This is a genomic window from Streptomyces sp. NBC_00572 (genome assembly GCF_026341815.1).
In the GTDB taxonomy this organism is placed as follows: domain Bacteria; phylum Actinomycetota; class Actinomycetes; order Streptomycetales; family Streptomycetaceae; genus Streptomyces.
This window is the reverse complement of record NZ_JAPENX010000001.1, coordinates 5,064,636-5,090,652: the sequence shown is the minus strand read 5'-3', so window position 1 is coordinate 5,090,652 and position 26,017 is coordinate 5,064,636. Positions and strand designations below refer to the sequence as shown.

Annotated in this window: 13 protein-coding genes; all 13 read right to left on the bottom strand. The window is 74.1% G+C overall.

The annotated features are described in order from the left end of the window. Positions 1 to 21: 21 nt before the first annotated feature. Positions 22 to 1,254, bottom strand: a complete 1,233-nt coding sequence (locus tag OG514_RS23400; RefSeq protein ID WP_266897839.1) for an arginine deiminase — start codon at positions 1,252 to 1,254, stop codon at positions 22 to 24. Positions 1,255 to 1,346: 92 nt separating this feature from the next. Beyond that, positions 1,347 to 3,698, bottom strand: a complete 2,352-nt coding sequence (locus OG514_RS23395) for a hypothetical protein (RefSeq protein WP_266897837.1) — start codon at positions 3,696 to 3,698, stop codon at positions 1,347 to 1,349. Further along, positions 3,695 to 5,998: a hypothetical protein gene (locus tag OG514_RS23390; protein WP_266897835.1), complete on the bottom strand. Its 2,304-nt coding sequence runs from the start codon at positions 5,996 to 5,998 to the stop codon at positions 3,695 to 3,697. The genes OG514_RS23395 and OG514_RS23390 overlap by 4 nt, the downstream gene beginning before the upstream one ends. After that, positions 5,995 to 8,547, bottom strand: coding sequence for a hypothetical protein (locus OG514_RS23385; protein WP_266897833.1), 2,553 nt, complete (start codon positions 8,545 to 8,547; stop codon positions 5,995 to 5,997). The genes OG514_RS23390 and OG514_RS23385 overlap by 4 nt, the downstream gene beginning before the upstream one ends. Then, a complete protein-coding gene (locus tag OG514_RS23380) occupies positions 8,544 to 12,221 on the bottom strand; it encodes a tubulin-like doman-containing protein (protein WP_266897831.1) in 3,678 nt (1,225 codons plus the stop codon). Before OG514_RS23380 ends, OG514_RS23385 begins: the two co-directional genes overlap by 4 nt. 22 nt (positions 12,222 to 12,243) lie before the next feature. Then, on the bottom strand, positions 12,244 to 14,676 hold the full coding sequence (locus OG514_RS23375) for a vWA domain-containing protein (RefSeq protein ID WP_266897829.1): 2,433 nt from the start codon (positions 14,674 to 14,676) through the stop codon (positions 12,244 to 12,246). Positions 14,677 to 14,684: 8 nt separating this feature from the next. Next, on the bottom strand, positions 14,685 to 15,272 hold the full coding sequence (locus OG514_RS23370; protein WP_266897827.1) for a Pycsar system effector family protein: 588 nt from the start codon (positions 15,270 to 15,272) through the stop codon (positions 14,685 to 14,687). Then, on the bottom strand, positions 15,269 to 17,107 hold the full coding sequence (locus tag OG514_RS23365) for a hypothetical protein (RefSeq protein ID WP_266897825.1): 1,839 nt from the start codon (positions 17,105 to 17,107) through the stop codon (positions 15,269 to 15,271). Before OG514_RS23365 ends, OG514_RS23370 begins: the two co-directional genes overlap by 4 nt. After that, the gene (locus OG514_RS23360) at positions 17,104 to 19,533 is read right to left on the bottom strand and encodes a hypothetical protein (protein WP_266897823.1); all 2,430 of its coding nucleotides are present in this window, start codon (positions 19,531 to 19,533) and stop codon (positions 17,104 to 17,106) included. The genes OG514_RS23365 and OG514_RS23360 overlap by 4 nt, the downstream gene beginning before the upstream one ends. Further along, the gene (locus tag OG514_RS23355) at positions 19,530 to 20,453 is read right to left on the bottom strand and encodes a hypothetical protein (RefSeq protein ID WP_266897821.1); all 924 of its coding nucleotides are present in this window, start codon (positions 20,451 to 20,453) and stop codon (positions 19,530 to 19,532) included. Before OG514_RS23355 ends, OG514_RS23360 begins: the two co-directional genes overlap by 4 nt. Positions 20,454 to 20,584: 131 nt before the next feature. Then, positions 20,585 to 21,310 (bottom strand): Crp/Fnr family transcriptional regulator, encoded by a 726-nt coding sequence (locus tag OG514_RS23350; RefSeq protein WP_266897819.1) that lies wholly within the window; start codon positions 21,308 to 21,310, stop codon positions 20,585 to 20,587. Between the two features lie 603 nt (positions 21,311 to 21,913). Continuing rightward, on the bottom strand, positions 21,914 to 24,484 hold the full coding sequence (locus OG514_RS23345) for a polynucleotide kinase-phosphatase (protein WP_266897817.1): 2,571 nt from the start codon (positions 24,482 to 24,484) through the stop codon (positions 21,914 to 21,916). Continuing rightward, a complete protein-coding gene (locus OG514_RS23340; protein WP_266897815.1) occupies positions 24,481 to 26,013 on the bottom strand; it encodes a 3' terminal RNA ribose 2'-O-methyltransferase Hen1 in 1,533 nt (510 codons plus the stop codon). The genes OG514_RS23345 and OG514_RS23340 overlap by 4 nt, the downstream gene beginning before the upstream one ends. Positions 26,014 to 26,017: the final 4 nt, after the last annotated feature.

Genomic DNA, 26,017 nt, shown 5'->3' with positions numbered 1-26,017 from the left:
CCCAGGGTCGCGTCGCGAGGCTCAGGCCGCGTCCCGCTCCACCGGGCAGCTCATACAGCGCGGGCCGCCCCTCCCCCGGCCCAGCTCGCTGCCCGGGATCTCGATCACCTCGATGCCCTGCTTGCGCAGATGGGTGTTGGTGGTGACGTTCCGCTCGTACGCGACGACCACCCCCGGCTCCACGGCGAGCACGTTGCACCCGTCGTCCCACTGCTCGCGCTCGGCCGCGTGCACGTCCTGCGTCGCCGTGAGGACCCGGATGTCCTGCAGCCCGAGCGCCGCGGCGATCGCGCTGTGCATCTGCTCCGGCGGATGGTCGGTCACCCGCAGGGACTGGCCCGCGTCCCCCGGCTCGATCGTGTACGAACGGAGCATCCCGAGCCCCGCGTACTGCGTGAACGTGTCCTGGTCGACCATCGTCATCACCGTGTCCAGGTGCATGAACGCCCGCCGCTTCGGCATGTCGAGCGCGATGATCGTGCGCGCCGAACCCGCCGCGAACATGCCCCGGGCCAGCATCTCCACCGCCTGCGGAGTCGTCCGCTCGCTCATCCCGATGAGCACGGCGCCGTTGCCGATGACGAGGACGTCCCCGCCCTCGATCGTCGACGGGTAGTCGGTCTGCCCCTCCGACCAATGGTGGAAGGCGCCCGCCTCGGCGCCGGTGAAGAGGGGGTGGTGCTTGTAGATCGCCTCGAAGTGGACGGTCTCGCGCTGCCGGGCGGGCCAGCGCATCGCGTTGATCGAGACGCCGTCGTAGATCCAGGCCGAGGTGTCCCGGGTGAACAGATGGTTCGGCAGCGGACCGAGGACGAAGTCGTCCAGGTCCATGGCGTGGAAACGGACCGAGGTCGGCTCCCGGTGCGCCGCCAGGAACTCCCGCTTCGTCATCCCGCCGACCAGCGCCTCGGCCAGCGCGCCGGCGTCCAGCGAGTCGAACGCGGCCCGGAGGTGGTCGGCCGCGAGCGGCCCGTACTCCTTCTCGTCGAAGACCCGGTCGAGCACGAGCGCGCGGGCCGTCGGCACCTCCAGGGACTCGCTCAGCAGGTCCCCGAAGAGATGCACCTCCACGCCCCGGTCGCGCAGCACGTCCGCGAAGCCGTCGTGCTCCTGCCGGGCCCGGCGCACCCAGAGCACGTCGTCGAAGAGCAGGGCGTCCTTGTTGGACGGGGTGAGCCGCTTCAGCTCCAGATCGGGCCGGTGCAGGATGACGCGGCGCAGCCGCCCGGTCTCGGAATCGACATGGAATCCCATGCGTCCATCCTGACGGAGCCGGGCGGCCGCGGCCTGCGTTTCGGGACAGGCAGGGGCGGGGCGCGCCGGGCGGCCGCCCCCCGTCATCCCTGTCAGGTGAACCACCCCCGTACGGCGATCAGGAGGATCGCGACCACCAGGACTCCGATCAGCACTCCGGCGCCCCCCAGGAAGCGGCGGGTGTAGGCGTTGCCGGGATCGTCCGGGTGCCCACCGGCGGTTCCGGGGGCGGGCGCTCCCGGGCGCGGCGCCGTGCGGGGCACCCCGTACGCCTCCTTGAGGAGGGTGAGCCAGACCGCCTCCGGCAGGCCCGGCCGCTCGCCGTCGACGATCAGCCAGAAGGTCTCGCGGGCGGACGGCGCCGGGCCCGTACGGAGCCGGGCGAGCAGCTCCGCGAGCGTGCCGACCGGGGCGTCGCCGCGCGCGAGGAGCGGGCGGACCGCCCAGCGGTACAGCTCGGCGGCGTTGGCCGCACGCTGCTCCTCCGGCGGGTCGGAGGTGTCGGCCTCGGCGCCCGGCGGCGCGACGGCCCAGAACTCCCTGCCGATGGCCACCTCGCACAGTTCCCGGCGCAGCGAGTGCTCCCAGGACGGCAGGCGCCGTGCGGTCTCGCGGAGGAGGAGGGTGAGGAAGAGGTACGCCTGTGGGCGGCGCAGCGCGGCGAGCAGCTCGCGGTCGCCGCCCCCCGCTACGAGTCGGCGTACCTCTTCCACGGTGTCGGCGGCGGCCAGCTTGTGCACGAGGCCGGTCTCGACCTCCCGCTCCCGCCCACGGCCCCGCACCTTGGCCCAGGGCCGCCCTCGGACGACGGCGGGCCCGGTCCACACGGACTCGGCCAGGGGGAGGACGGGGCGGGGGTACGGGTCGGCTCCCGGTCCCTGGGGCGGACGGTGGTGCGACGGCGCCTGGGCCGCCGGGCGGCCGGGGCCCTCGGGGAGCTGCGGCTCGGGACGGCTCCCCGGGTCGTCGTCCCCCGGCGACGCCGACCGGCCGTCGCCGGACTCGGAGGGACGCTTCGAGAGGTCGGCGCGGTGCGGAGCGTCCGAGGGGTGGCGGTGGTCCCCGTAGGCCTCCCGGTCGTCCGAAAGGCCTGGAGCCGGGGGCTCGTGATGTGGGGCCCGGGAAGGGCGGGACCGCGGGTCCGCGAGTTCCGGTGAACGCGGCCGGTGGTCGTACGGGTCGGACTGCGGGGCCGACGGCCGCCGGCTCTCCTCTCGGGGCTTCTCCGGTGGATCCTCGCGGAACCAGACGTCCGGGCGGTCCGACGGGCCCGGGCGGTCGAAGGCCCGGAGCTCTCCCGGGGCGGGTCCCGCCGGGGCAGCAGGTGCTTCGCCGTCCCGGGGGGTTCCGCCACGACCGGCCGGGGGCCCGGTCTCCGGCGGTGGGCTGTCCTCGGCTGCGCGGCCGCCCGAGGCCCACGCCCACAGCTTTCCCGCGGTGCTCTGGGGCGGGTCGCCGGCCGGAGGCTGCGGGCTCGGGGGTTGCGGGGGCGGGGGCTCGGGACGGGGCCGGGGGGTGGGGCCGTCCGTCGGGCCGCCGGTGCGGCGGCGGTCGAGGACGTCCAGCGCGCGCGTGGCCCTCTCCAAGAGGGAAGTGCGACGCGCGGCGGACGCCGACGAGGCCTCGTGGAGGGCTCTGCCGATCGCGTCCAGGCCATCGCCGCCCTCCTCTATCCCCCGCAGGTGGTGCCGGACGAGCCGGGCCGCGACCTGTTCCGCCGGGTCGCCGCTCCGTTCGCGCGGGTCGATGCGGCGACGCCCGGTGTTGCCGCTCGCCGCGCCGGACCAGCGGCCGACGAACACGAAGCGGAGCGTGGCGAGTTCGACGGTGTCGTGGGTGGCGAAGGTCCACCGGCGGCTGGTGAGCTCGCCGAACATGCTGTGCAGCCCCCAGAGCACGGGGGTCGCGGTGTCGCCCCGTTCGTCCAGGACGGTGAAGCGTTCCTCCGGGTGGCGCAGAAACTCCGCGACGGTCCCGGTGAGTTCCTCGGACGCGTACTCCAGCGCGCCGTCGAGTTCGCCCTGCCCCCGGCCGGTCGCGGGGACGAGGACATCCTCCGAGATCACCGGCAGCGGCCCGCGCACCCGGGTGGCGTTCACGTCCGCACCCTTCCAGTTCCAGGCGTGGAGCCCGAGACAGACGGCGGGTTGGAGGAGTTCGGTCGAGCCGACGAGGGCGTGGCAGAACACGGAGGTCCCGCCGCCGGCGTCCGTGAAGGGGCTACGGCGGACCAGCATCACCGTCGAACGCCCCTCAAGCCGGACCAGGGCCGGCCGGGTCTCCTCGCCGCTCGCGCGCAGCACGGTCCCGAAGGTCCGGAAGAGGGCCTCGGCCTCGTCGCGGGGCCCGGACCAGGCCACCGGTCCGAAGCCGGTGCTGCCGGTGAGGTTCTCGCTGTCCCAGCGGAAGACGATCTGGTCGACCTCGTTCTCCGACCGTGTCATCGGACGATCCTCTCCCTGGGTCCCGCGGGTTCCGCCCCGGGCAGCAGCCCGCACATGGCGAAGAGCGACAGCAGTGGTGCGAGGACCCGGCGCGGCCGGGCCCCGTGCGGAAATCGGTCGCCGCGTGCCTGTCCGCCGGTCGCGGCGACGAAGTGCAGGGAGCAGTCGGCGCAGTCGTCGAACGGCTTGAGCCAGGCAGGGCTGGCCGAGTGGGCGAGGAAGGCGTACGCGTCCCGGCTCTCGGCCCGTAGCGCGGCGGGGTCGTGGCGGGCGGGCAGGGCCCGGCCGAGCCAGCGGTCGACGACCGGTTCGAAGCGCACCAGGTCGCTCTTGTTGACGGCGAGCGCGGCCGGGGCCGCGACGAGTCCGCCGCGCTGCCGGGGGATCCGGTTGAGCACCGCGGCGAAGGCCTCGTCGCCGAGGTCGCGCCGCCGCAGTCCGCTCTCTTCCCGCACCGGGTCGAGGGCGCGGAGCCGGAGCGCGCGCAGCGGGTCGAGGACGAAGATGAAGGCGTCGACGCCCATGAGGAAGCGGCCGACCTCGCTGTCCTGGGCGAGGTCCTCGCCCGCGAGGTCGAAGAAGACGACGGGCCGGGGTGTGGCGCCGCCCGCCGAGACGAGCAGTCCGTCGGCGAACCGGGCGAAGGTCTGCTGTCCGGTGCGGCCCAACTGCCTTCCCTGCTGCAGGCTTTGGACGCGTTCACGCAGATAGGTGCGGTGCGCCTCGGGGTTGAGCGGCAGGCATTTCAGTCCGTACGGTTCGAGGCCGCCGAGCTCGACCTCGCCGAGCATCGCGGCGAGCAGGTGGGTCTTGCCGACGGAGGAGCTGCCGACGAGGGCGATGGAGAGCGGATCCCCGTTCCTGAGGTAGGGCACGGGGAGTTCGTGCCCCTCCTCACCGTCCACCGTGTGCGGGCACAGGTGGTACGCCTTGCGCAGGGCGTCCGCCTTGTAGTCGGGCCGACGTTCGGTGGTGAGGTCCAGCGGGATGCGGTTGCCCTTGGCGTCGATGGTGACGAGCAGCCGTTCGTCGTACTCGACGGGGAGCAGACAGTGCGGGCACATCCGGCCCCGCGACGGCGGCGCCGGAGCCGGTTCGGAGGGCGGCGCGGGCGGACCGGGGCGGGCGGCCCCCTCGCGGTTGCCGAAGACCCGCTCGCGCCAGGTGGGACGGGAGGGAGCCGAGGCGGGGAAGGGGGGCTCCGCAGCCTCCGTCCCGGCCCGCCCGACGCCGGCCGGGCCTCCCCCGGACAGTGCGGCCTTCCGGGCGATCTGGATGTCGTACTCGGCCCGCCACCGGTCGAGCTGATCGGCTTCGACGGCGACGGGGTCCGGCACGTTGAGGAGCCTCAACAGCTCGGTCGCGTCCGGCCGTTCCGCCGCCCGCGGGGAGAAGAGACCGCTGTGCTGGAGGGCGGCGAGGCGCCGGTAGTCGGCGAGATCCGCGGGAGGCCCGTCGCCGCGGTCGGGACGGCCGGAGAGCAGGTAGTAGGCGAGTTCGGCGACGGACCACAGGTCGTCGCGCGGTTCGGCGGCGCCGCGCCCCGCGCGCTGTTCGGGCGAGGACCAGGGAGCCGTACCGAAGGATTCGCGCGCCTCCCCGGTGCGCAGCGCCGCGTACGGTTCACAGAGCCGGATCCGGGTGCCGTCCCACCGTACGGTCTCGGGCGTGATCGCCCGGTGGACGAGATCGAGTTCACCGAGGAGACGTACGGCCATGGCGAGTTGGCCGGTGATCCGCTCCTGGTCCTCGGCTCCGAGGCGCCCCGACCAGTCGGAGAGCGGGCGCCCGGTCGGCGGCCGGTAGACCACGAAGGGCTCGGCGGCGGTCAGGTCGAAGCCGACGATCCTGGTGAGCACGGAACCGAACTTCTCGGCGCCGTAACGCCGTTCGAGGGCGACGGCCGCCGCCACCTCCCGCTCCAGGAGTCCGTACGCCCGGGGGTCGCCCTGCCCGGACGAGGCCAGCCGGTACTGCACGACCGGAACGGACCCCGTCCCCAGGTAGGCCCGGCGGGCGAGGAATCCGGGGCGGCCGGGGGGCGTGCGGTCGTCGCCGTACCGCACGACGAAGCGGCACGGCGCCTCCCGGGGGTTGAGGAACTCCAGTTCCTGGTAGTACGGATGCGGCGGCGGGCTCGATTCGGCCAGGTGGTCGGGGTGGTCCGGCCCGATGGGGTGGTTCGGGTCGGCGGGACGGCCCGGTCGGTTCGGGCCGGCCTCGTGGCTCCGGTCCGTTCGGCCCCGGTCGTCCGGTTGGTTCGGGTCGCTCTGATCGTTCGGATGGTTCGGGTCGGTCACGGTTCTCCCGCCTCCTCGGCGCGGACGGTGTGCACGACGTCCGCGCGCAGTGGTACGAGGCGGAGGATTCCGGCGTGGCGTCCCGCACCGGTCCACACGACGTCCTCGGCGGTGCCCCGCCAGACGTCGTCCCCGGCGGCCCCGCGCCGCATCGCCTCGGGCACGAAGCGGACCTGTCGGGCGGCGATCGGGTCATGGGAGAGCAGCCGCAGGTGTTCCGGGCCGCAGAGCGCGACCGTACGGCCGGGGTCGTCGTCGGCCAGAAGCAGCCGGGCCACGGCGTCGGGGGCGACCCCGGTGAGCCGGGCGGCGTCGGGCCGGTCGGTGCGATCGGTGAGGGCGACCAGACCGGAGAGCGCGTCCGGCTCGCGGAGCCCCTCGGTACGGGGCGGCGGAGAGGCGGCCACATCGCGCTCCAGCCGGAGGCGGGTGTCGTCCAGGAGCTCCACGATCCGCTGTTCGTGGACCCCTGGCGCCATGGCTCCGGGGTCGCGTTCGACGCCCGCCCAGCACCGGTCGAGGATCAGGAGGGTGCCGGCCACCAGGTCGCCGACGAGGGTGTCGACGAGGAGGGGGCCGCCGTCGCCGTACCGCCGCTCCAGCCACGCGGGCGCGGGAACGGGTCCGGACACGGCCGACACCCCGCCGAAGGAGACGGCGGGGTCCCGCTCGAACGGGCCGGACCGGCCGGACGCGTACGGGGATCCGGAAGGGGGCGGAGTGGGTTGCCGTCCGGGAGGCGCGGGTTCCTCGTCCATGTCCGGCCAGAGGTCGTCCTCACCCTCCCACTCGTCCCAACTCCAGGACGGTGCGGCGCCGTCCTGGTCCGGCGGTACGGCGGACTCCGTCCGGAACCTCTCCTCCGGCGGCCCGTCCGGCGGCAGGGACGAAGTCCTCTGCCCGTGCGCCTCGGCCGTGTCCGCGAGGCCGCGGAGCAGCCGGGCCACCGCGCCCGCGCCGGCCGAGCAGTGGTGCCGCACCTCGGCGAAGAGCCAGTCGTGCACGGCGGTCGTGACCACCAGGTTCTGGACCTCGCGCAGGATCCGCCAGGCCTCCTCCGGGTCCGCCCGCGCCCACCAGTCGTCCACGGCCCGGCTCCAGTCGCGCAGCGCGAGGAGGACGATCGCCATCAGGGACACCGTGAGCGCGACGGCCCCCGCCCACAGCGGAAGGCCGAGGAACTGGCCGAGGCCCGCCCCGACGAGACCGCCGAGCACACCCCCGAAGAGCCGGGGCGCCGCACCCGTGGCACCGCCGCCGTCGATCCGCCCGTCCGGTGAACGGTTGGGCCGACGCCTGAGCATCAGATGGGCGAGCCCGGTGGCGAGCACTCCGGCGGCCGGGCCGAGGACCCAGCCGAGCACCGGCCAGACCCCGGCGAGCAGCGCCAGGGCCCCGGTCACCGCGAAGGCGACCGGGCGCGAACCGCCCGCCGTGAACGGGTACCGGCCGCCGAGCCGCCGCAGCCGCTCCGGCCCGCAGATCGCGTCGAGCCGGGCGAGCCGGGCGGCGCTGCCCACGGGCGCGGTGCGCGCGGAGAGCGCCGCGAGCCGGGCCGCCACCGAGCGCAACGGCAGGCCCTTGCCGATCAGTTCGTGGGTGTGGTCGCGCAGGGCCGGGACGATCCCGGTGCGCGAGATCTCCCTCGGCATCTCCGGCAGTTCGATGCCACGGTCCCGGAGCACCCCCCGGTGCTCGACCGTCAGCCGGCTGCCGCCCGCGGCGGCGAAGGCGTCCGCGACGGTGGCGCGGAACCGCTCCAGTTCCCCCGTCACCCGCTCGATGTCACCCGGCAGATCGACCGTGCGGCCGACCCCGGTGAGAAGCCCCGCCGCGCCCCGGATCCGCTGGTAGCCGTCGACGGCGTCCCCGACGGCCTCTTCGCAGGCGGCGAGCCGGAGCCCCGCCCTGCCCTGGGCCGGCAGCCAGCGGTGGTCGGAGAGGGAACGCGGAACGCCCTCGTCGAGCAGCAGCGCGAGCGCCCCCGGCACCTGCTCGGCGGAGACGGTCCCGGCCGGGACGTCCGGGCCGGTGAGCCCCTCCACCGACTGCCGCCAGGCGCGCGCCCGCGCCTCGTCGGTGAGGTCGTGCTCCAGGACGCGCACGGCGGGCACGGCGACGCCGTGCACCACCTCGCCGAGCGCGCGCAGCACCGCGTCGAAGACCTCGGGGGTGGACAGGACGTCGACGAGCGGACGCAGGACGGCCTCGCCCGGGACACCGTCCTCCGCCGTGTCGAACACCCACAGGACCCCGGCGGCGGGCGGCCGGAGGGTGAGGGTGCGGCTCAGTGTCCGCTCGCCCCGGACGCCGACCGCCAGGCAGACGATGTGGGCGGGCCCGTAGGAGGAGAGCCGCTCGTAGAGCAACTGGTGGGCGACGAGCCGGTCGGCCTCGTCGAGGACGAGGAAGCGCCGCTCACCGCCGGGCTGCGGGGCGTCCAGGGCTGCGCGGACGACGGCGTCGAGGTCGTACGCCCCCGCCGTCCGCAGGTCGAGGCAGACGGCGTGGCCGGGCAGTGGCCGTTCGGGCAGGACACGCGCGCTCACTCCGCCTCCCCGGCCCGGTCGCGGTAGTAGGACCCGTCGTCGTCATAGGGTCCGAAGTCGGGCTCGGGTTCCTGCTCCCAGTCCTCCTCGAAGGCGGAGGACCCGGCCTGCTGGGGCGACCCCGCGGCGGGACCGGCGGCGGGACCGGGACCGGGGCCGGGGGCGTCTCCGTTCCCGTAGGCGGTACGGGGATCGGGCACGGTGCCGTTCCCGTACGCGGGCCGGGCGCCGTTCTCGCTCCCGGGGGCGGGGCGGTTCTCCCACTCGGGGCGTGCACCGTTCTCACTCCCCGGACCGGGGCGGTTCTCCCACTCGGGGCGAACCCCGTTCTCGCTCACGGGGCCGGGGCCGTACTCGTACCCCTCACGCCTGTGCGCTCCCTGTGGACCGAAGTCCTGCGCGGGCCGGTGGCCGTGGCTCGGTCCCTGCCCGTAACCGTGGCCCTGGACCTGGCCCTGCCCGTGGCCCTGACGCTGCCCCGGCGGCTTCACCTGTCCCGGCCCCTGCTGACCCTGGCCCTGCCCCTGCGTCACCCCGGCGCGCGAGGCGTGCCGTTCGTACAGGGCACGCAGGCTCGCCCGGGTCGCACGGGCCGCCCTCGGGAAGCGCATGTCGAGGGCGCCGGGGAAGGTGACTTCCCAGAAGTGGCGGATCGGGGCCAGCCATTCGGTGTCGGTTTCGCCGTACTCGCCGTATTCGGCGACGAGTCGGTCGATCAGGCCGAGCTGGCGCGGCGCGACCTGCTCCACGAAGTGGGTGAAGAGCGGTGACGGCGGCACCGGGACCTGCGCGAGCCCCTTGGGCAGGGCCTGCATGAGGCGTTCGCAGAACTGCTCGATGATCTGCCCCTCGTCGAGCAGCGCCCACCGCTCGTACGCGCGCAGCAGCCCCGCCCAGCTGGTGAGCGAGCCGTCGAAGTCCTCCAGGCGCAGGGTCATGGTCGCGGACTCGCCGTCCTGGAGCCGGATGCGGACGCGGTGGGGCGAGCCGGCCGGGCCCTCGGTGTCGATGTGCCCGTTCCACATGGCGCAGAGAAGCCGGTGCAGGATGCGCTGCCGGTCGTGTTCGGTGGAGACCAGCCAGTCGTCCTGGTAGCCGAGGCGCTGGCGCCAGTGCAGGAAGTCGTCCTCGCCGGCCGAGTCGCGGGCCTCGGACCAGAGGCTGAGGATGTTGCGGACCTCGGAGATGTCGGTGAGGTTCATGCCGCTGCGGAAGAAGACGACGGTGATGGCGTCGGTGTCGCCGGCCCGGCTCTCCGGGGTGACCCGGCCGGGCAGGTTGAGTGCCTGCTCCAGGTAGTCGCGGGCCCGGCCGTCGGACTCGCTCGCCGGATGCACGATGAGGATCTTGAGGGGGCCGCTGCCGTCCGGGACGAAGCCCACCGGGATGAGGCCGGCGAGACGCGAACGGAACTGGTCGAGCCAGCGCGGGTCGATCTTCGCCTCGGCGGTCTCGTCGCCCGCGGCGGCCCGGAGCAGCAGTTCCATGGAGGGCAGCAGGGGGCGGGCGAAGGCGTCCTCGTTGGCCTCGCCGAAGAGCCGCTTGACCCGCCGTTCGACGACCTGCTTGATCTCCTTCACCGCCGCGCCGGGCTGTCGGCGGACCGCGTCGAGGGCCCGCCGCCAGTCGTCGGGGCCGACGAGCCGGCCGAGCAGGGTCGCGGCGTCGGCGGCCTCGGGCAGGCCCTCGCTCTGGGCGAGCCGGTCGATGACGTCGTCGTAGAAGGCGCGCAGGGTGTTCTGCGGGGGCAGGAGGTAGGCGATGCCGGCGCGGTCGTCGCGGTAGAGGCCGCGACGGCTGTCGGCGAAGGCCTTGGGCTCGTCCTGCTCGTGGGCGCGGAGCGCCTTGGTGAGTTCGGCGACCTCGGAGCCGGCCTTGTGCAGGGCGGGCCGCCACTGGGATTCACCGGCCTGCCAGCCGTGGTGCCAGAGGGTCCGGGCCCGCCACTGGTACCAGGCCTGCTGGGCGGCGAGCGCGTCCTGGACGTCGGGGTCGTTCCACCGGGCCGGTACGACCCCGCCGACCGCGCCCTTGATCGGGGGGATGCCGGGGGCGGCGGTGTGGACGTTCGGCGGTCGTTCGGGTTCGTTGCGCCGGTTGTCGATCATGCCGGTGAAGCCTTCCCTCGCCACCCGGTCGGGGTGACCGGGCAGGCCCGTCAGGATGACTTCGACCTGGAACGGATCCATGGAGCCGAGGAGTTCGCGGACCCCGGTGCTCGGCCTGAAGTCCTCGGTGAGGCGCGGGATCTCCCGGGCGAGACCGGCGTCGAGGCGGCGCAGGGCCTCCTCCATGTCCCCGAGCCGGTTGCGCAGTTCCTGGGTGATCCTCGACTTCCCCCGGGGGATCTGCTCGGGCAGGGGGACGTCCGGGGCGTCCCGGGTCCAGAGGCGACCGATGGCGGAGCGGTTGAACAGCTCCCTGACGTGGTCCTGTCCCTCCCGGTCGGGCCGCCTGGCGCGCTCGGTCATGCCGCGCACGGCCTGGGCGAGCAGCCGTGCGGCGACGATCTCGGCGAGGTCGTCGACGGGCACGGTGAGGGACGCGGCGAGGCTGGTGGACATGCCGCGGTAGCCGATGCCGGTACGGGCCGGGGTGGAGCGTTCCACGCTCTTGTTGATGAAGCTGGCGGCGAAGGACTGGTAGTCGTCCTCGGCGCGGGTCGCCGAGCCGGTGTCCTGGCCGAGGTCGGTGCCGATCAGCGACATCACCATGGCGGCGATGGAGCGCCGCAGGTCCTCGCCGTTGATGACGGAGGGCTTGGAGAAGAGGAAGGCGGTCTGCATGGTGGCGGGCCGCAGCGCGACGACGCCGTCGCCGGGGTACGTGACGCTGAGTCGCCCGCGGTCCTCGACGTCGCCGACCTGGTCGAGGGCGTCGGGCACGTTCTGGTCGTCGACGAGCCGCGAGAGGTCCACGAGGGCGCGAGCGGAGTTGAGTTCGGCCTCGCGTCCGCCGCCGCCCTCGGGCGGGAAGGCGGAGGGCATGACGACGAGCGGGTAGATCTTCACCCCGGGCACCCCGGCGTTGCGGAACTCGTGCCCGATGAGATGGATGAAGTCGTAGAAGATGCCCGCCCCGGTGCCGCCGGCGACGGAGAAGGCGACGAACACGTCGCAGCCCCGGATCCGGCCGCCACCTACCCTCCGCAGGTCGCCCGCCGACTGGCCGATGGCCCCGATCGCCTCACGGAGCTGGCGCAGGACGGGTTCGAGCCCGGAGCGGAGGGTCGCGAAGAGCGCGGAACGCCCGACGGTCGGCAGCTGCCCGGCGCCGCTGTTCAGCGGGGCGACGCGTGGCTGGCGGGCCTGTGGCGGCAGCCACAGCCGGGTCTCCACGGGGACGGTGACGCGCAGCATGCGCGTCACCTCGGGCGAGGAGTCGAAGTCGGTGGGCAGCAGGTCGCGGACGATCCGGGAGGTTCGGGCGAAGGCGGCGCCCTCGGCTCCCTTCGCCTTGAACTGCGGGTAGCTGAGCAGCTCGGCCTCGCTGAAGTCGGCGTAGACGAACTGGAGACAGTCGGGCAGCTGGAAGGGCAGGCGGCGGCCGCCGTCGATCAGGTCGGTGCCGTCGGGTCCGCACAGGTCCCGGCGCAGACTGCGTTCGAGCTCGGTACCGATCTTGCCGCCGGTGCCGCCGAGGCCGACGAAGAGCATGGGCTGGTAGATCTTCATGTCGTTCTCCTCGGTGACCCGTTCAGAAGTTGCCGTCGTATTGGCTCGCGTCTCCGGACGAGCCCTCCGTGCCCGCTCCGGAGAAGGAACCGGAAGCCGAGCCCGTATCGCCCGTGCCGCCGCCTCCCGGGCCGGGGCGGGGGCCGGTACGGCGGGGGCGACGGAGCCACGGCGTGCCCCGGCCGCGGGTCGGCGTCGGGCGGCCGCCCCGTACGACCAGCTCGTGGTCACCGAGCCCGACCGGCTCGCCGGTCCTCACGGGGACCTGCCCCGCGCCCCGGGAGCGCAGCTGCATCTCGCCGTTGCCGTTGCGGCGCAGCACATGGGCCGCGGAGGAGCCGCCGCCGGGCATCCGGCGGAGTGTGGGCGGCGTGCCGTACGGTTCGTCGACGGCGAAGGCGAAGACACCGCCCGGGCTCTGCCCCCGGCGGACGGTCAGCGAGTCGAGCGACCGTTCGCCCTGGCGGAGTTCGAGCGTGAAGCCGGTGAGGTCGCGGCTGCGGCGCCTGGCCATGAACCAGATGACGACGAAGATGCCGATGACGAGGGCGAGGGCGGCCCCGCCGGCCACGGCCTTCCACCAGCGCTCCCACCAGGTCGGCGGCTCCACCACCTGGACGTTCAGGAAGGCGCCACGCAGGGGGCGGTCGCTGTCCGCGGTGTCCACGACGGTGACCTGTCCGGCGAGCGCGCCGAAGGGCGTGTCCTTCCCGAGGGTGACGGTGAAGGGGATCCGGGTGCTGCTGTTCGGCGGGGCCGTGACGGTCGCCGGGGAGACGGCGAGCTCGGCGCCCGGGGTCTGGTTCGCCAAGGCGAGCCGCAGGGTGCGCGGCGCGGAGTCGTTGTTGGTGACGTCGAGGGTGCCGCGGACGGTGGCTCCGGGGTGCACGGTGGCCCCGTCGACGGTGACGGCCGCGGTCACCAACGGCGCGTTCTCGGCCAGACGGGTGCGCAGCGGGCGCCGGTCGGAGGTGATCCCGGGCGCCTCCATCCGGGTGACGATCTCCAGGTAGCCGGTGGCGCTCGCGGGGATGGTGAGCGTGCCGGTGAACCGGACGTCGCCGGCCTTGGCGTCGGGGGCCTTCCCGTCGTCGGTGAGCTTGAAGCTGACGGGCCGGAAGCCGTCCCCGCTCAGGTCGGCCGCGACCGAGAGACCGGCGAGCTGACGCGGGTCGGTGATGACGACCCCCCGCCGGGTCTGCATCTGCACCTCGACCTTCACCTGCTCCCCCGCGCGCGGGGACGCCGGGTCGAGGACGACGGCGGACTGCAGCCGGCCCTGCCAGATCGCCCGGACGGCGACCTCACGGTCGCGGTGGCCCTCCGGCGCCTCGATGTGCACCCGCCAGGCACCGGGCAGCGGGTTCTTCACCCGCAGCGCCTCGACCGGGCCGTTCTGTCCGCTCACCTCGAAGGTGGAGCCGTCGAACTCGCCCCGGAGGGGCACCTTGCGGCCCGCCGGGTCGAAGTAGGTGACCTGCACCTTCGGGTCGTGCTTGGCGACCGTGAGGGAGCCGTCGGTGGCGATGGGCGGGATGGTGACGGTCAGGTCGGCGGGCGGCTTGCCGACGGTTCCGTGCGCGATCCGGGCGCAGCGGGCGGCGGCGAAGGTCTCCTGGAGCGCCTTGTCGATCTCGGCGGAGGTGTCGACGACCCGCATGCGCGGGTCGGAGCCGGGGATCTCGGAGCAGGCGCCCCGGTAGCCGCCCTGGGCCATGGCGGTGAGGGCGGCGCGGTCGATCTCGCTGCCGAAACCGAGGGGCCAGATCTGCACGCCGGCCGCGCGGGCGCGGGCGAGTTCCTCGGTGAGGCGCAGCGCTCCGTTGGACTGGCGGCTCTCGCGGTCGGTGCCGTACTCGGGGCTGTCGGCGACGTCGAGCTTGCCGTCGGTGAGCAGGAAGACGACCTTGGGGGCGGCGGGCTCCTTGGTCCCGCCGGTGCCGGTGCCCTTTCCGGGCCCGGGTCCGGCTCCGGTGAGGCGGGTGACGGCCTGGCGTACGGCCGCCGGGAAGTCGGTCCCGGGACCCATCCGGGCCTCGTCGCGCCGCCCCAGCTCCTGGACGCAGTCGCTGAGTCGCTCACGGCCCGCCGCGTCGGCGACGGTGAGCGGGCAGACCTCGCGTACGGGCGACTGGCCGCGCTTCTCCGAGCTGCCGAAGCCGATGACGGCGGCCCGGGAGCGCTCCGATATCTCGCCCTGGACGAGCAGCGCCGCCGCTTCGGTCTCGCGTGCCAGGTCCTTGTCGGCGAGGCTCGCCGACTGGTCGACGACGACGGCGAAGTCGATCGGGTCGGGTCCTTCGGGCGGGTCGGCCTGCGTGGCGGCGGTACGGGGGAAGGCGTTCGCCCCGGGACCGCCGGGCGCGCCCGAGGCGGTGGTCGCCGCGAGCGGGCCGGAGAGCGCGAGGAGCGCCCCGGCGAGGAGCAGGACGCCCCCCTTGTTGGTCCACTGCATGTTCTCTCTCACCACAGTTCGCTGAAGAGGGCCAGGAGGGCGCCGAGCGCGAGCGCGGAGACGCCCAGGCGCAGCCACCGGTACTTCGCCGCGAGCACGAGGCCGTGCACGCTGGCCTGTTCGAGGAGCCAGCCGGTGGCGTCCGCGCCGGGGGCGGCGAGCCGCTCACGCAGCGCGGTCTCCGACGGCCCGGCCGTCAGCTCGCGCAGGAACGTGCGGTCGGCCCCTATCCGCGTGCGGGGCAGCACCACCGAGACGAGCATCAGGACGCCGGCCGTCCAGAGCGCTCCGGCGACGAGCAGGAGGACGAGCCCTGCTCCGGAGTCGGGCCACGGGGCCCGGTCTCCGGAGAAGACGACCGCGAGAAAGGCGAGGGCGCCGGAGAGCAGGATCGCGGCCTTGGTGTCGGCCCGGCCGATGTCCTCGCGGACGGTGGCGAGCAGCCGCTCGGCCATGAACCTGAGCTCCTCGGCGGGTACGGGGGTGGGTGCGGGCGCGGATGTCTGCGCGGGCGCGGCGGTCAGGGACGGGTCCGGACCGGAGTGCTGACCGGAAGGCGGACCGGACTCCGGCGCGGGCCCCGGGGCGGTGGTCATGCGTCGTCCCAGTCGTCGAACTCGGAGCTGGGCCTGGCCGGGCGGGCGGGGCGGGAGGACCGCCGGGGCCGGTCGGGCCGTTCGTCGCTGTCGTAGGGGTCCTCGCGGTCGTACCGGTCGTACCGTTCGTTCGACGCGTACGCGTCGTTCCGCTCGTTCGCGTCGTTCCGGCCGTACGCGTTGCTCCGCCCGTACCCGTCCGCGTCCTCGTACCGGTCGTGCCCGTCGTCGAAGCCGTCGTCGTGACGGCCCCGCGAGCGGCCCCGGTTCCGGTCGTCGCCGTCGCGGCCCCGCTCGCGCGCCCTCCCCCGCTCGCGCGCCCTCCCCCGCTCGCGTTCCCGCTCGGAGCCGGACTCGACGCGGGTCGGCTCGTAGACCCGGGGGTCGTCGGGAGCGTCCTGGGGTTCCGCTTCCTCGTACCACTCGGGCCGGCTCGGCTCCGGCACCCCGTTCTCCAGGGCGAGGCGGGCCGGCGGGGTGCCGCCCGAGGGGTTGAGGACCCGGTCGGTGATGCCGTCGATGACGGTGCCGGTCTGGGTCCGCAGGTACATGAGCACCTGGTACATCTGCTCGCCGATGTCGTGCCGTTCGAGGACTCCGGTGTCGAGGAGCCGGTTGAAGACGGCCAGGTAGTCCTCCTGGCCCTCGCGCCGCTCCCGCTGGAGCTGGGTGCGGATCTCCCACTGCTTGTCGGGGTTCATCGCCATGTGGTGGGCGATCTGGGCGAGATCGCCGCGCCGGAAGAGGGTCTCCATCTCGCGGGCGCGGTCGGCGACCAGGGCCCGGTCGGCGGCGTCCCTGCGCCGTTCCGCCTCGGCGGCGCGCGCGTCGGCCTCCATGGTGACGCCGATCTTGTCCCGGCGTGAGACCTCGGCCTTGACGGAGTCGTCGAGGTCGATGAAGACATAAACCCGGGTCCGCAGCCCGACGTCCTCGCCGAACCTGAGGCGTCCGGCGCTCAGCTCCTCCCGGACGGCCTCGTCGGCGCGCTGCGCCTCGGTGATCCGGAACCGCCGGGAGAGCCTGCGCAGCCGGTCGAGGAGCTCGTCGTGCAGCAACGCGGCGACGTCCTCGACCTGTTCCTGCACGACGCGGTGCGGGTCGGTCACCTCCCAGTGGACCGTGACGACGGCATCGAAGAAGACACCGTCCCCGGCAGCCGGCAGCTGGAGCCTGAACTCGGTGCTGTTGCGCCCGAGTTGCACCTCGAAGATGGTGTACGGAGAGCTGAACATGGGCTTGTTCACGTCCTCCTTGCGGTCCGGCCAGACCACCCGGTGGCCACCGTTGCGGTAGAGGAGCACCGCGGCGACCCGACCGCTCCTGTGCCGGTACGGGGGCGCGTACTCGGCGATCAGCGGACCGCGCGGGCGCGCGCCCGTGCCGGATCCCGACCCGGCACCGCGGCCCGCCTCCCCGCCCCAGCGCCCGCCCTGTCCCCGTGCGCGCGCGTTCCCCTGCCCCTGTTCCTGCTCTCGGTCCAGGTCCTCGTCCGGGTCCATGTCCAGGTCCTCGTCGTCGTCGCGGCCACCGGCGTGCCGGCCACCGCCGTTCTGTCCGTCGTACCGCTGCCCGTCGTACCGCTGTCCGCCGCCCGGCTGACCGTCGCCCGGCTGACCGTCGCCCGGCTGACCCGTGTACCGCTGCCGCTCCCGGGCGTCCCGGTCGCGGCCGTCCCGTGCCCGCTCGCCCTGCGGCCGTTCGTCACGAGCCCGTTCGTCGCGAGCCCGCTCGTCCCGCCCCCGTCCCTGGCCGCCGCGGTCGTCGCGGTCCCCGTCGATCCAGCGCGTCCGCTCGTCAGGCCGCCCGTTCCTGTTCTGCTCGGGCCCGGTCATCGGTTCGCTCCTTCCGTCACGGCGTCCCACATCCGGCGCGCCGCGCCTCTGTCCAGGGGCCGGTCACGGTCCCGGACCAGTTCGTTCAGCAGGCCCCTGAGCCGGTCCCGGTCACGGCGGTCCACCGCGAGCCGCGGCAGGAAGGCGCAGACGTGCCCGAGCGACTCCGGATCCTTCGCGGCCCGCCGGAGCATCCCGCCGAGCGCCTCCAGGGCGGCCTCCCCCGAGCGGGCCGTGGCGAGCGTCTGCCGCAGCAGCACCGCCAGCTCGGCGGCGAGCTCGGGCCGGGTCGCCAGCAGGGCGATCAGCAGCGGGCGGGCCGCGTGCCCGTCGAGTTCGGGGACCTCCCGCAGCCCCCACAGGTGGGTGGTGCGGGTGCTCAGGGCCCGGATGACGGCGAGGTGGACCAGGTTGGCGAGGTTGAGCCGGCCGTCCTCCAGCCACTGCCGGAGCCGCCGGAGCACGGGCACGGGTTCGCCGGAGGCGAGCAGCCGCGCCACGCTGAAGGATGCGGGCACGAGGACCCCGATGTCAGTCGCCTCGCGGGTCCTGACGACCCGGGCGAGCGCGTCGAGGGAACCGGAGACGCTCCCGGCGGCCAGCACGTAGCCGTGGGTGAGCAGGGCGGTCCTGACGAGCATGTCGTCGTCGGACCCGGCCCAGTTCTTGAGCACGTCGGCGACGGCGGGCCGAACGCGCGGGTCGCGCGCGGACTCGGCGAGCGCGGTGGCGGCGGCCATCCGGGCGACCGGATCGTCCGTCGCGGCGAGCGGCACCACCAGCTCGCGGAATCCGTGGATCCAGTCCCAGGAGCAGAGCACGCCGGCCGCGACGGACGCCCGCACCCACACCTCGGAGCGAGGGTCGTCGCACAGGGAGCGCAGCCAACGGGCGACCGGGCCACGGACGTTGTGGTAGCCGTGCCAGATCTCGCCGAGGACGGCTCCGGCGAGGGCCTCGCCCTGGAAGCGGACGGCGCGCACCGGCACCTTGGCCGGGCCGAGGTCCAGCTCGCCGTCCTCCAGGACGGCCCGGGCCTGCACCGGCCGGTGCTCGGCGTGCGTCCCGAACAGGCGTCGACCCGGGGCGTGTTCGGGGTCGAGGGTGACCGCGAGTTCCCAGGCGAGGAGTTCGGCGGCCTCGGCGGCGAGACTGTACGCGGAGCCGTTGAAGACGGCGACGGCGATACGGAACGCCCCGGCGTTCAGGGCCGGGAGCGCCTCGGGGAGCGCGCCCGGACGGTCGGCGCCCGCGAACCACTCGCGCGCCTGGGAACGCACGAACGAGGCGCATTCGGCGAGGAGTTGTTCGTCCGTCACCTCGCCGCGCCAGTGCCGGGCCAGATGGTCGGCGAGCCGGGCCGCCTCGCGCGGCCGCAGCTCCTCCAGGCCGAGGGCGTTCACGACGTCCGGCCGCGAGCCGCGCGCCCGCGCGTCGCCGAGGGCGTCGTCGGACTCGGCGCGCAGCTGGTTCCAGAGGTGGCGGTGGAGGACCTCGTCGGCGGGGGGCGGGGGGCAGTACATCCCGTACCGGCCGCGCAGCAGCCGGTCGGCGAGCTCTCCGTTCTCGACGAGGACGACCCCGTACGCGTCCCGCCCGCGCAGCAGATCGCCGAAACGGTCCAGGTGCAGCTCGGAGAGGCGGGTGACAAAACGGCGGGTCACGGTGGTGTGGTCGCCCCGGCCGTTGCGGGAGGCGCGCGGTTCGCTCTCGGCGCGTACGTCCTCGGTGAGCAGTTCGAGGAGGTGGCCGCCGCTCTCCTGGAGGACCTCCTCGGTGATCTCGTCGACGCCGTGGCGCGGGTCGAGGCGGAAGACCTTGCCGCCGGTCAGCTCGTCGAGGAGGGCGAACGCGGTGGCCTTGCGGCCGCTGCCGGGTTCGCCGCACAGGACGAGGACCCGGTGGTCACGGAGCCGGTCCCGCATCCGCCGGTACCCGGCGGTCGCGCAGTACACCCGGCCGAGGTGGTCGAGCGTCTCGGGCGGGACGGGTCCCTGGACGAAGTGCGAGGTGCGGTCGGAGCCGTACAGGGCGAAGATCTGGTTGCCCTCGAAGACGGTGCCGTCGCCGTGGATGGTGGTGAGGCGGTCGGCCGCGGCGCCCGCCCAGGTGCGGACGGCCCGGCGGGCGGTGGCGGCGCCGCCGGTGTCGCTCTCGCCGCCGAGGGGCCCCCGGTCGGCGGCTGCGAAGACGCTCGGCTCGCGGGGCTGCTCGGCGCCGTCGGCACGCTCGGACCCGCCGGCCCGGTCGCCTTCCCTGTCGCCCCGGTCGGAACCACGATCCGATCCACGATCGGAGCCGCGATCCGAACCCCGGTCGGAACCGCGGTCGGAGCCCCGGTCGTGTGCGTCCGCGCGGTCGCCGCCGTGGCCCTGTCCGGCGTCCGGACCGTCGTTCTGCGGCGAGGCGTCGTCCTGGTCGCTCACTTCGACTCACCCGCCCCCGAACCGGAGCCGGAGCTGGAACCCGAGCTCGAACCCGTGCCCGTGCCCGTGCCCGAACCGGAGTCCGAACCGGAGTCCGTCCTGGATCCGGAGTCCTTGCGGATTCCGGTGAAGCCCCCGTGGATGGTGTTGCCGTGGACGTCGAGGAGGTCACCCCCGACGTGGTACGTACGGTTCCCTCCCACGGGCCGGGGCGTTGGGCCGTCCCCCCGCGACGGCCCAACGCCGGTCCGTGCCGCCGCCACCGGCGGCCGCTCCCCCGCGGCCGCCGGCTCCCCCTCCCCCTCGGGCGGCAGCTCCCCGTCGGGCCCGATCAGCGGCGGCTCGGGCCTGCGCGGTACGTGGAACCAGGCGGCCTCGTCGGTCTCCTTGGACCGGATGCGGGCCGACCGGTAGTGGTCCGGCTCGACGTACCGCCCGCCCTCGGCGACCACGTTCACGTACAGCCAGTCGGAGACGACGACCAGGAGGGCGATCTCCGGGGTCTCGTTCATGATCCGCTTGGCCGGGGGGCTGTCGCAGAGCCGGGCGGCCAGGTCCACCGCCCGTCCGACGAGCCCGTGCCGGTCCTGGACCACGAGCCCCGCGTTCATGCCGATCCGCAGCCGCAGCGGCCGGGTCCGGCCCTGGTTGTGGGCGCGCAGGCTCTCGTACAGGGTGTCGATCCACCGTCCGACCATGAGGGTCGGCGGCACGTCCGGGCGCAGGGCGGCGAGGATGCCGTCCCCGCGGTCCTCCTGGTGGTAGGTGCCGGGCTCGACGCCGACGGAGCTGTACGCGTCGTCGAAGGCGGCGTACATCGCCGCCCGCTGGTGTTTCTTCTCGGCCAGATCGAGCGTCCCGGAGCCGCAGATGTCGCCGAAGACGACGAACCGGTGGATGCCGCCCACTTCTCCGCCCATGTCTCCGCCCACTTCCCCGTTCACTCCCGCACTGCTCACTCTCGGACTCCCTGTGTGTCGCCCTGGTGCCGTTGGTGCCGTGGTGGTGCGTGACCAGACTGGCCGCCTTCCGCGACCTGCGATGTAGCCGTTTACACATCCGGCGGAGATTCGTCCGCCGGTTCTCCGCCGGGGCGCGCGCGCCCCTCCGCGAGCAGCACCAGGACCCGCATGTCGATCACGATGACGGTGCGGTTCGCGGTGCGGACCACGTCCTGCTCCCGCAGCAGGCGCAGCGCCTTGGCGACCGCCTCCCGGGTCGCTCCGATGGCCGCCGCCAGGTCGTGCTGGGGCAGCGGAAGTTCGAGTACGGTCCCGGCGTCGGCCCGCCGTCCGGCGCGCTCGGCGAGTTCGACGAGGCGGGCCGCGAGGCGCTGGAGGACGGTCTCCGAGGCGAGCGCGCGGCGCTCGACGTCGGCGCTGCGCAGTCGGGTGGCGAGCTGGCGCATGATCAGCGAGGTGGCGTGCGGCCGGGCCGCGAGGAAGCGCCGGAACCGGTCGCCCGAGATGGCCACCGCCTCCACCCTGCCGAGCGCGGTGACGCTGGCGCTGCGCGGGCGCCGGTCGACGGCGGCGAGGTCGCCGACGACCTCGCCGGCGCCCCTGAGGGCGAGGATGAGCCGCGATCCGCGCTCGGTGCCCACGGAGACGACGGCCCAGCCGGAGAGGAGCGCGAGGACGAAGGCGGTGGTGTCGCGTTCGCGGATCATCACCTCCCCCGGTTCGTAGACGCGCCGGGCCCCCTCGGCGAGCAGGAACCGCCGGTCGGCCGCCGGGAGGGCGTGGAGGAAGGAGCGGTCCTGGCCGAAGAGACTCACCGCCCGCTCACCCCCGTACCGTCCCCGGGTCCTCCGGGGAAGACCGCTCGCCGGTGATCGACCGGCGCATTCGTGTGTGTGTTCCCACCCCGTGTGACCTGCCACGTCACACTGTTGACGCTGTGTCACGTCATGGGGTGAAGAACGCTAGAGGGTGCGGAAGAAACGCGACAACGGGCACGGGGGGCGCAGGGGAGCGCCGGGCCCGGCGCCTCTGCGCCCCCCGTCAAGGCGGTGCGAAGTCCACGCGAAAACCTCCCGAAGACCGCGCAAAGCCTTCACGGAAGCGGGGCGAACACGGGGCGAAGCCGACACGAGGTGCCGGGGAGACCCCGCGAAGGCGCCGGAGGCCCCGGGAAGGCTCACGGAGGCCTCGGGCAGGTAGTGCACAGGCAGGGGCGGGACGCGCGCACGCGCGAGGCCCCCGCGAAGGCCCCGCCCGGTCCCGGGCAGGTCTCCGCGAGGGCCTCACGGTCTCAGGGCCTCAAGGTCTCAGGGCCTCAAGGCATCGCGACCTCAGGGCGTCGGGCCCTCAGAGTGTCGGCCCCTCAGGGCATCAGGCCTCAGCACCTCAGCACCTCAGCACCTCAGCACCTCAGCACCTCACAGTCGCGGGTCCACCGGCTCCGATTCCAGTGCCAGGACCGCGAACACGGCCTCGTGGACCCGCCACAGCGGCTCCCCCTCCGCGAGACGGTCGAGGGCTTCGAGACCGAGGGCGTACTCGCGCAGCGCCAGCGACCGCTTGTGGCCGAGGAAGCGCTGCCGCAGCCGCTCCAGGTTCTCCGGCCGGGTGTACTCGGGGCCGTAGATGATCCGGAGGTACTCCCGGCCGCGCACCTTGACGCCGGGCTGGCCCAGCCGGCCCTTGGCGTCACGGACGAGCGCGGCCAGCGGCTTGACGACCATGCCCTCGCCGCCCGCGCCGGTCATGTCCAGCCACCAGTCGACGCCGGCCCGGACCGAGGCCTCGTCGCCTGTGTCGACGACGAGCCGGCGGGTGACCTGGAGCAGCCCGGTCGGGTCGTGCTCCACGAGCCGGTCGAGCCAGGCGAGCTGTTCGTCGTGCGGCACGGCCGCAAGCGACCGTCCGCGCGCGCCCAGGAGCTGGAAGGGTGCGAACCGCACCCCCTCCAGGCCCTCGGTCGGCCAGCAGTACCTGCGGTACGCCTCGATGAACGCCTCCGCGTCCACCGCCCGCTCCCGCTGCTTCGCGAGCAGCCCTTCGATCCCCTCGACCCCGCGCGCCACCGCCTGTTCGAGCGCGGAGATCGCTCCGGGGAAGACCGCGCCCGAGGCCGCGCCGACCGCCGCGTACTGCGCACGGAGCAGCCCGGCCGACTTGAGCGACCACGGCATCAGTTCGCCGTCGAGGAGCAGCCAGTCCGTGTCGAGCTCGTCCCAGAGCCCGGCGGCGTCGATCGCGGTCCGCAGCCGGTCGAGGACCTGCTCGGTGACGGCCACGTCGTCGAAGAAGGGCCGCCCGGTACGGGTGTGCAGCGCACCCGTCACCCCCTCGCCCTCGATGCCGAAGCGTTCGCGGGCGGCCTCGGCGTCCCGGCAGACCAGGGCCACGGCCCGGGAGCCCATGTGCTTCTCCTCGCACACGACCCGTTCGACCCCGTCGGCCCGGTAGTGGGCGAAGGCCTCGGCCGGGTGCTCCAGGTAGCCGTCCTCCTTCGATGTCGCCGTGGGCGCCATCGTCGGCGGCAGGTAGGTGAGCAGCCGCGGGTCGACCGCGAACCGGCTCATCACTTCCAGGGCCGCCGCCGCGTTCTCCTCGCGCACGGCGACGTTGCCGAGGTGCCGGGTCTCCACGATCCGGCGCCCGTGCACGTCCGCCAGGTCCAGCGGGCGTCCCTGGTGCCCGCCGGGGGCCTCGGTCGCGAGCGGCCGGGCCGGCTCGTACCAGACGCGCTCGGCCGGTACGTCGACGAGTTCGCGCTCGGGCCAGCGCAGCGCGGTCATCTTGCCGCCGAAGACGGCCCCGGTGTCGAGGCAGAGGGTGTTGTTGATCCAGGAGGTGTTGGGCACGGGGGTGTGGCCGTAGACGACGGTGGCCCGCCCCCGGTACTCCTCCGCCCACGGGTAGCGCACCGGCAGCCCGAACTCGTCGGTCTCGCCGGTGGTGTCCCCGTACAGCGCGTGCGAGCGCACCCGCCCCGACGTCCGGCCGTGGTACTTCTCCGGCAGACCGGCGTGGCAGACGACGAGGTTGCCGCCGTCGAGGACGTAATGGCTGACGAGGCCCTCGATGAACTTCCCGACCTCGGCCCGGAACTCCTCGCTCTCGTGCCCCAACTGCTCGATGGTCTCGGCCAGTCCGTGCGTCTCCTGCACCTTCCGGCCCTTGAGCCAGCGGCCCAGCTTGTTCTCGTGGTTTCCGGGCACGCACAGGGCGTCGCCCGAGGCGACCATCGCCATCACCCGGCGCAGAACGCCCGGCGAGTCGGGGCCCCGGTCGACGAGGTCGCCGACGAAGACCGCCGTGCGCCCCTCGGGGTGGTGCCCGTCGACGTATCCGAGCTTCGCGAGCAGGGTCTCCAGCTCCGAGCGGCAGCCGTGGATGTCACCGATGATGTCGAAGGGGCCGGTGAGGTGGCGCAGGTCGTTGAACCGGCGCTCCAGGACGACCTCGGCCGCGTCGACCTCCTCGACGGACTTCAGCACGTGCACCTTGCGGAAGCCCTCGCGCTCCAGCCCGCGCAGCGAACGGCGCAGCTCGCGACGGTGCCGCTGGATGACGTGCGCGGGCATGTCCGCGCGGTCGGGACGCGTGGCGTTCCGGCTGCGGCACACCTCCTCGGGCAGGTCGAGGACGATCGCGATGGGCAGCACGTCGTACGACCGGGCGAGCTGGACGAGCTGACGGCGCGCCTCCTGCTGCACGTTGGTGGCGTCGACGACGGCGAGGCGACCCGCCGCGAGGCGCTTGCCCACGATGTAGTGGAGGACGTCGAAGGCGTCCTTGCTCGCGGACTGGTCGTTCTCGTCGTCGGCGACGAGCCCCCGGCAGAAGTCGGAGGACACGATCTCGGTCGGCTTGAAGTGGCGCCGGGCGAAGGTGGACTTGCCGGAGCCGGTGGCGCCGACGAGCACCACGAGGGACAGGTCGGTGACGGGCAGCCGGCGGGCCGGGGTGGTGGCGGCCGGGGACACGGTCTCGGTGGTCATGCCTGTTCCTCCTTCTCCGTGGTCAGGTCGGGGGTGCGGGTCTTCTCCAGAGCCGGGTCCGGGGTGCGGGTCTTCTCCGTAGCCGGGTCGGGGGTGCGGGTGAAGACGGCCATCTGGGTGGGCGGGCCGACCTCCGGGTCGTCCGGGCCGACGGGGGCGAACCCGACGTCGTACCCGTACCGTTCGGAGACCGAGGCCGCCCAGCTCCGGAACTCCTCGCGGGTCCATTCGAAGCGGTGGTCGCCGTGCCGGACGTGACCGGCCGGCAGCGATTCCCAGCGCACGTTGTACTCGACGTTCGGCGTGGTCACGAGGACCGTACGCGGCCGGGCCGAGCCGAACACCGCGTACTCCAGGGCCGGCAGCCTCGGCAGGTCCAGGTGCTCGATGACCTCGCTGAGCACGGCCGCGTCGTAGCCGGTCAGCCGCTTGTCGGTGTACGCGAGCGAGCCCTGCAGCAGTTTCACCCGGGCCGCCTGCCGCTCCCCCATCCGGTCCAGTCGCAGCCGGCGCGCGGCGACGGTCAGGGCTCGGACGGACACGTCGACGCCGACGATCTCCTCGAATCGGGTGTCCTTGAGCAGTGCCTGCACCAACTGGCCCTGGCCACAGCCCAGATCGAGGACCCGGCTCGCCTCGGCCGCGGTCAGGGCGGCGAGGATCGCCTCCCGGCGCCGCTCGGCGAGCGGCACGGGCCGCTCCTCGGTGTCGGTCGACTCGTCGACCGCGTTGTCGACGGCGTCGACGTCCAGGCCCTCTGCCTCGGCGAGCCGTACGAGTTCGAGCCGCTCCGTCGCCTCACGGGCCAGGCCCCAGCGGCGGGAGAGGTAGCGTGCCGTGATCAGCTTCCGCTCGGGGTGACCGGCGAGCCAGCCGTCGCCGGCGCGCAGCAGCTTGTCGACCTCGTCGGGCGCGACCCAGTAGTGCTTGGCGTCGTCGAGCACGGGCAGCAGGACGTAGAGGTGGTTGAGGGCGTCCGCGAGCCGCAGCTCGCCCTCCAGAACCAGGCGTACGTAGCGGGAGTCACCCCACTCGGGGAACTGCCCGTCCAGTGCCACCGGCTCGGCGTCCACCGTGTCCCAGCCCAGCGGCCCGAACAGCTTGCGCACCAGCTCGGCACCGCCCCTGGCGGGCAGCACGGGGACCTCGACACGCAGCGGCAGTGGCGCCGCGGCCCGCTCGGGCATCGCCTTGCAGTCGCCGTGCAGCGCCGTCTTGAAGACCGTGGCGAGCGCGACGGCGAGCAGCGAGGACGCCGCGTAGGGCCGGTCGTTCACGTACTGCGCGAGCGCGGAGTCCGGGGCACCGCCCCGGCCCTTGCCCTTGCCGCGGCGCACCAGCGCCACGGGGTCCACCTCCAGGAGAAGTGCCGCCGTGCACCGCTCGGCGCTCGCCTCGGGGTAGAGGACGTGCGCCGTGCCGTGCGAAGTCGAGAACGCCTGCGCCCGCTCGGGATGCTTGTGCAGCAGAAAACCGAGATCGGTCGCGGGGCGCTCCGGGTTGCCGGTCGTACTGATCGTCAGGAACACACTT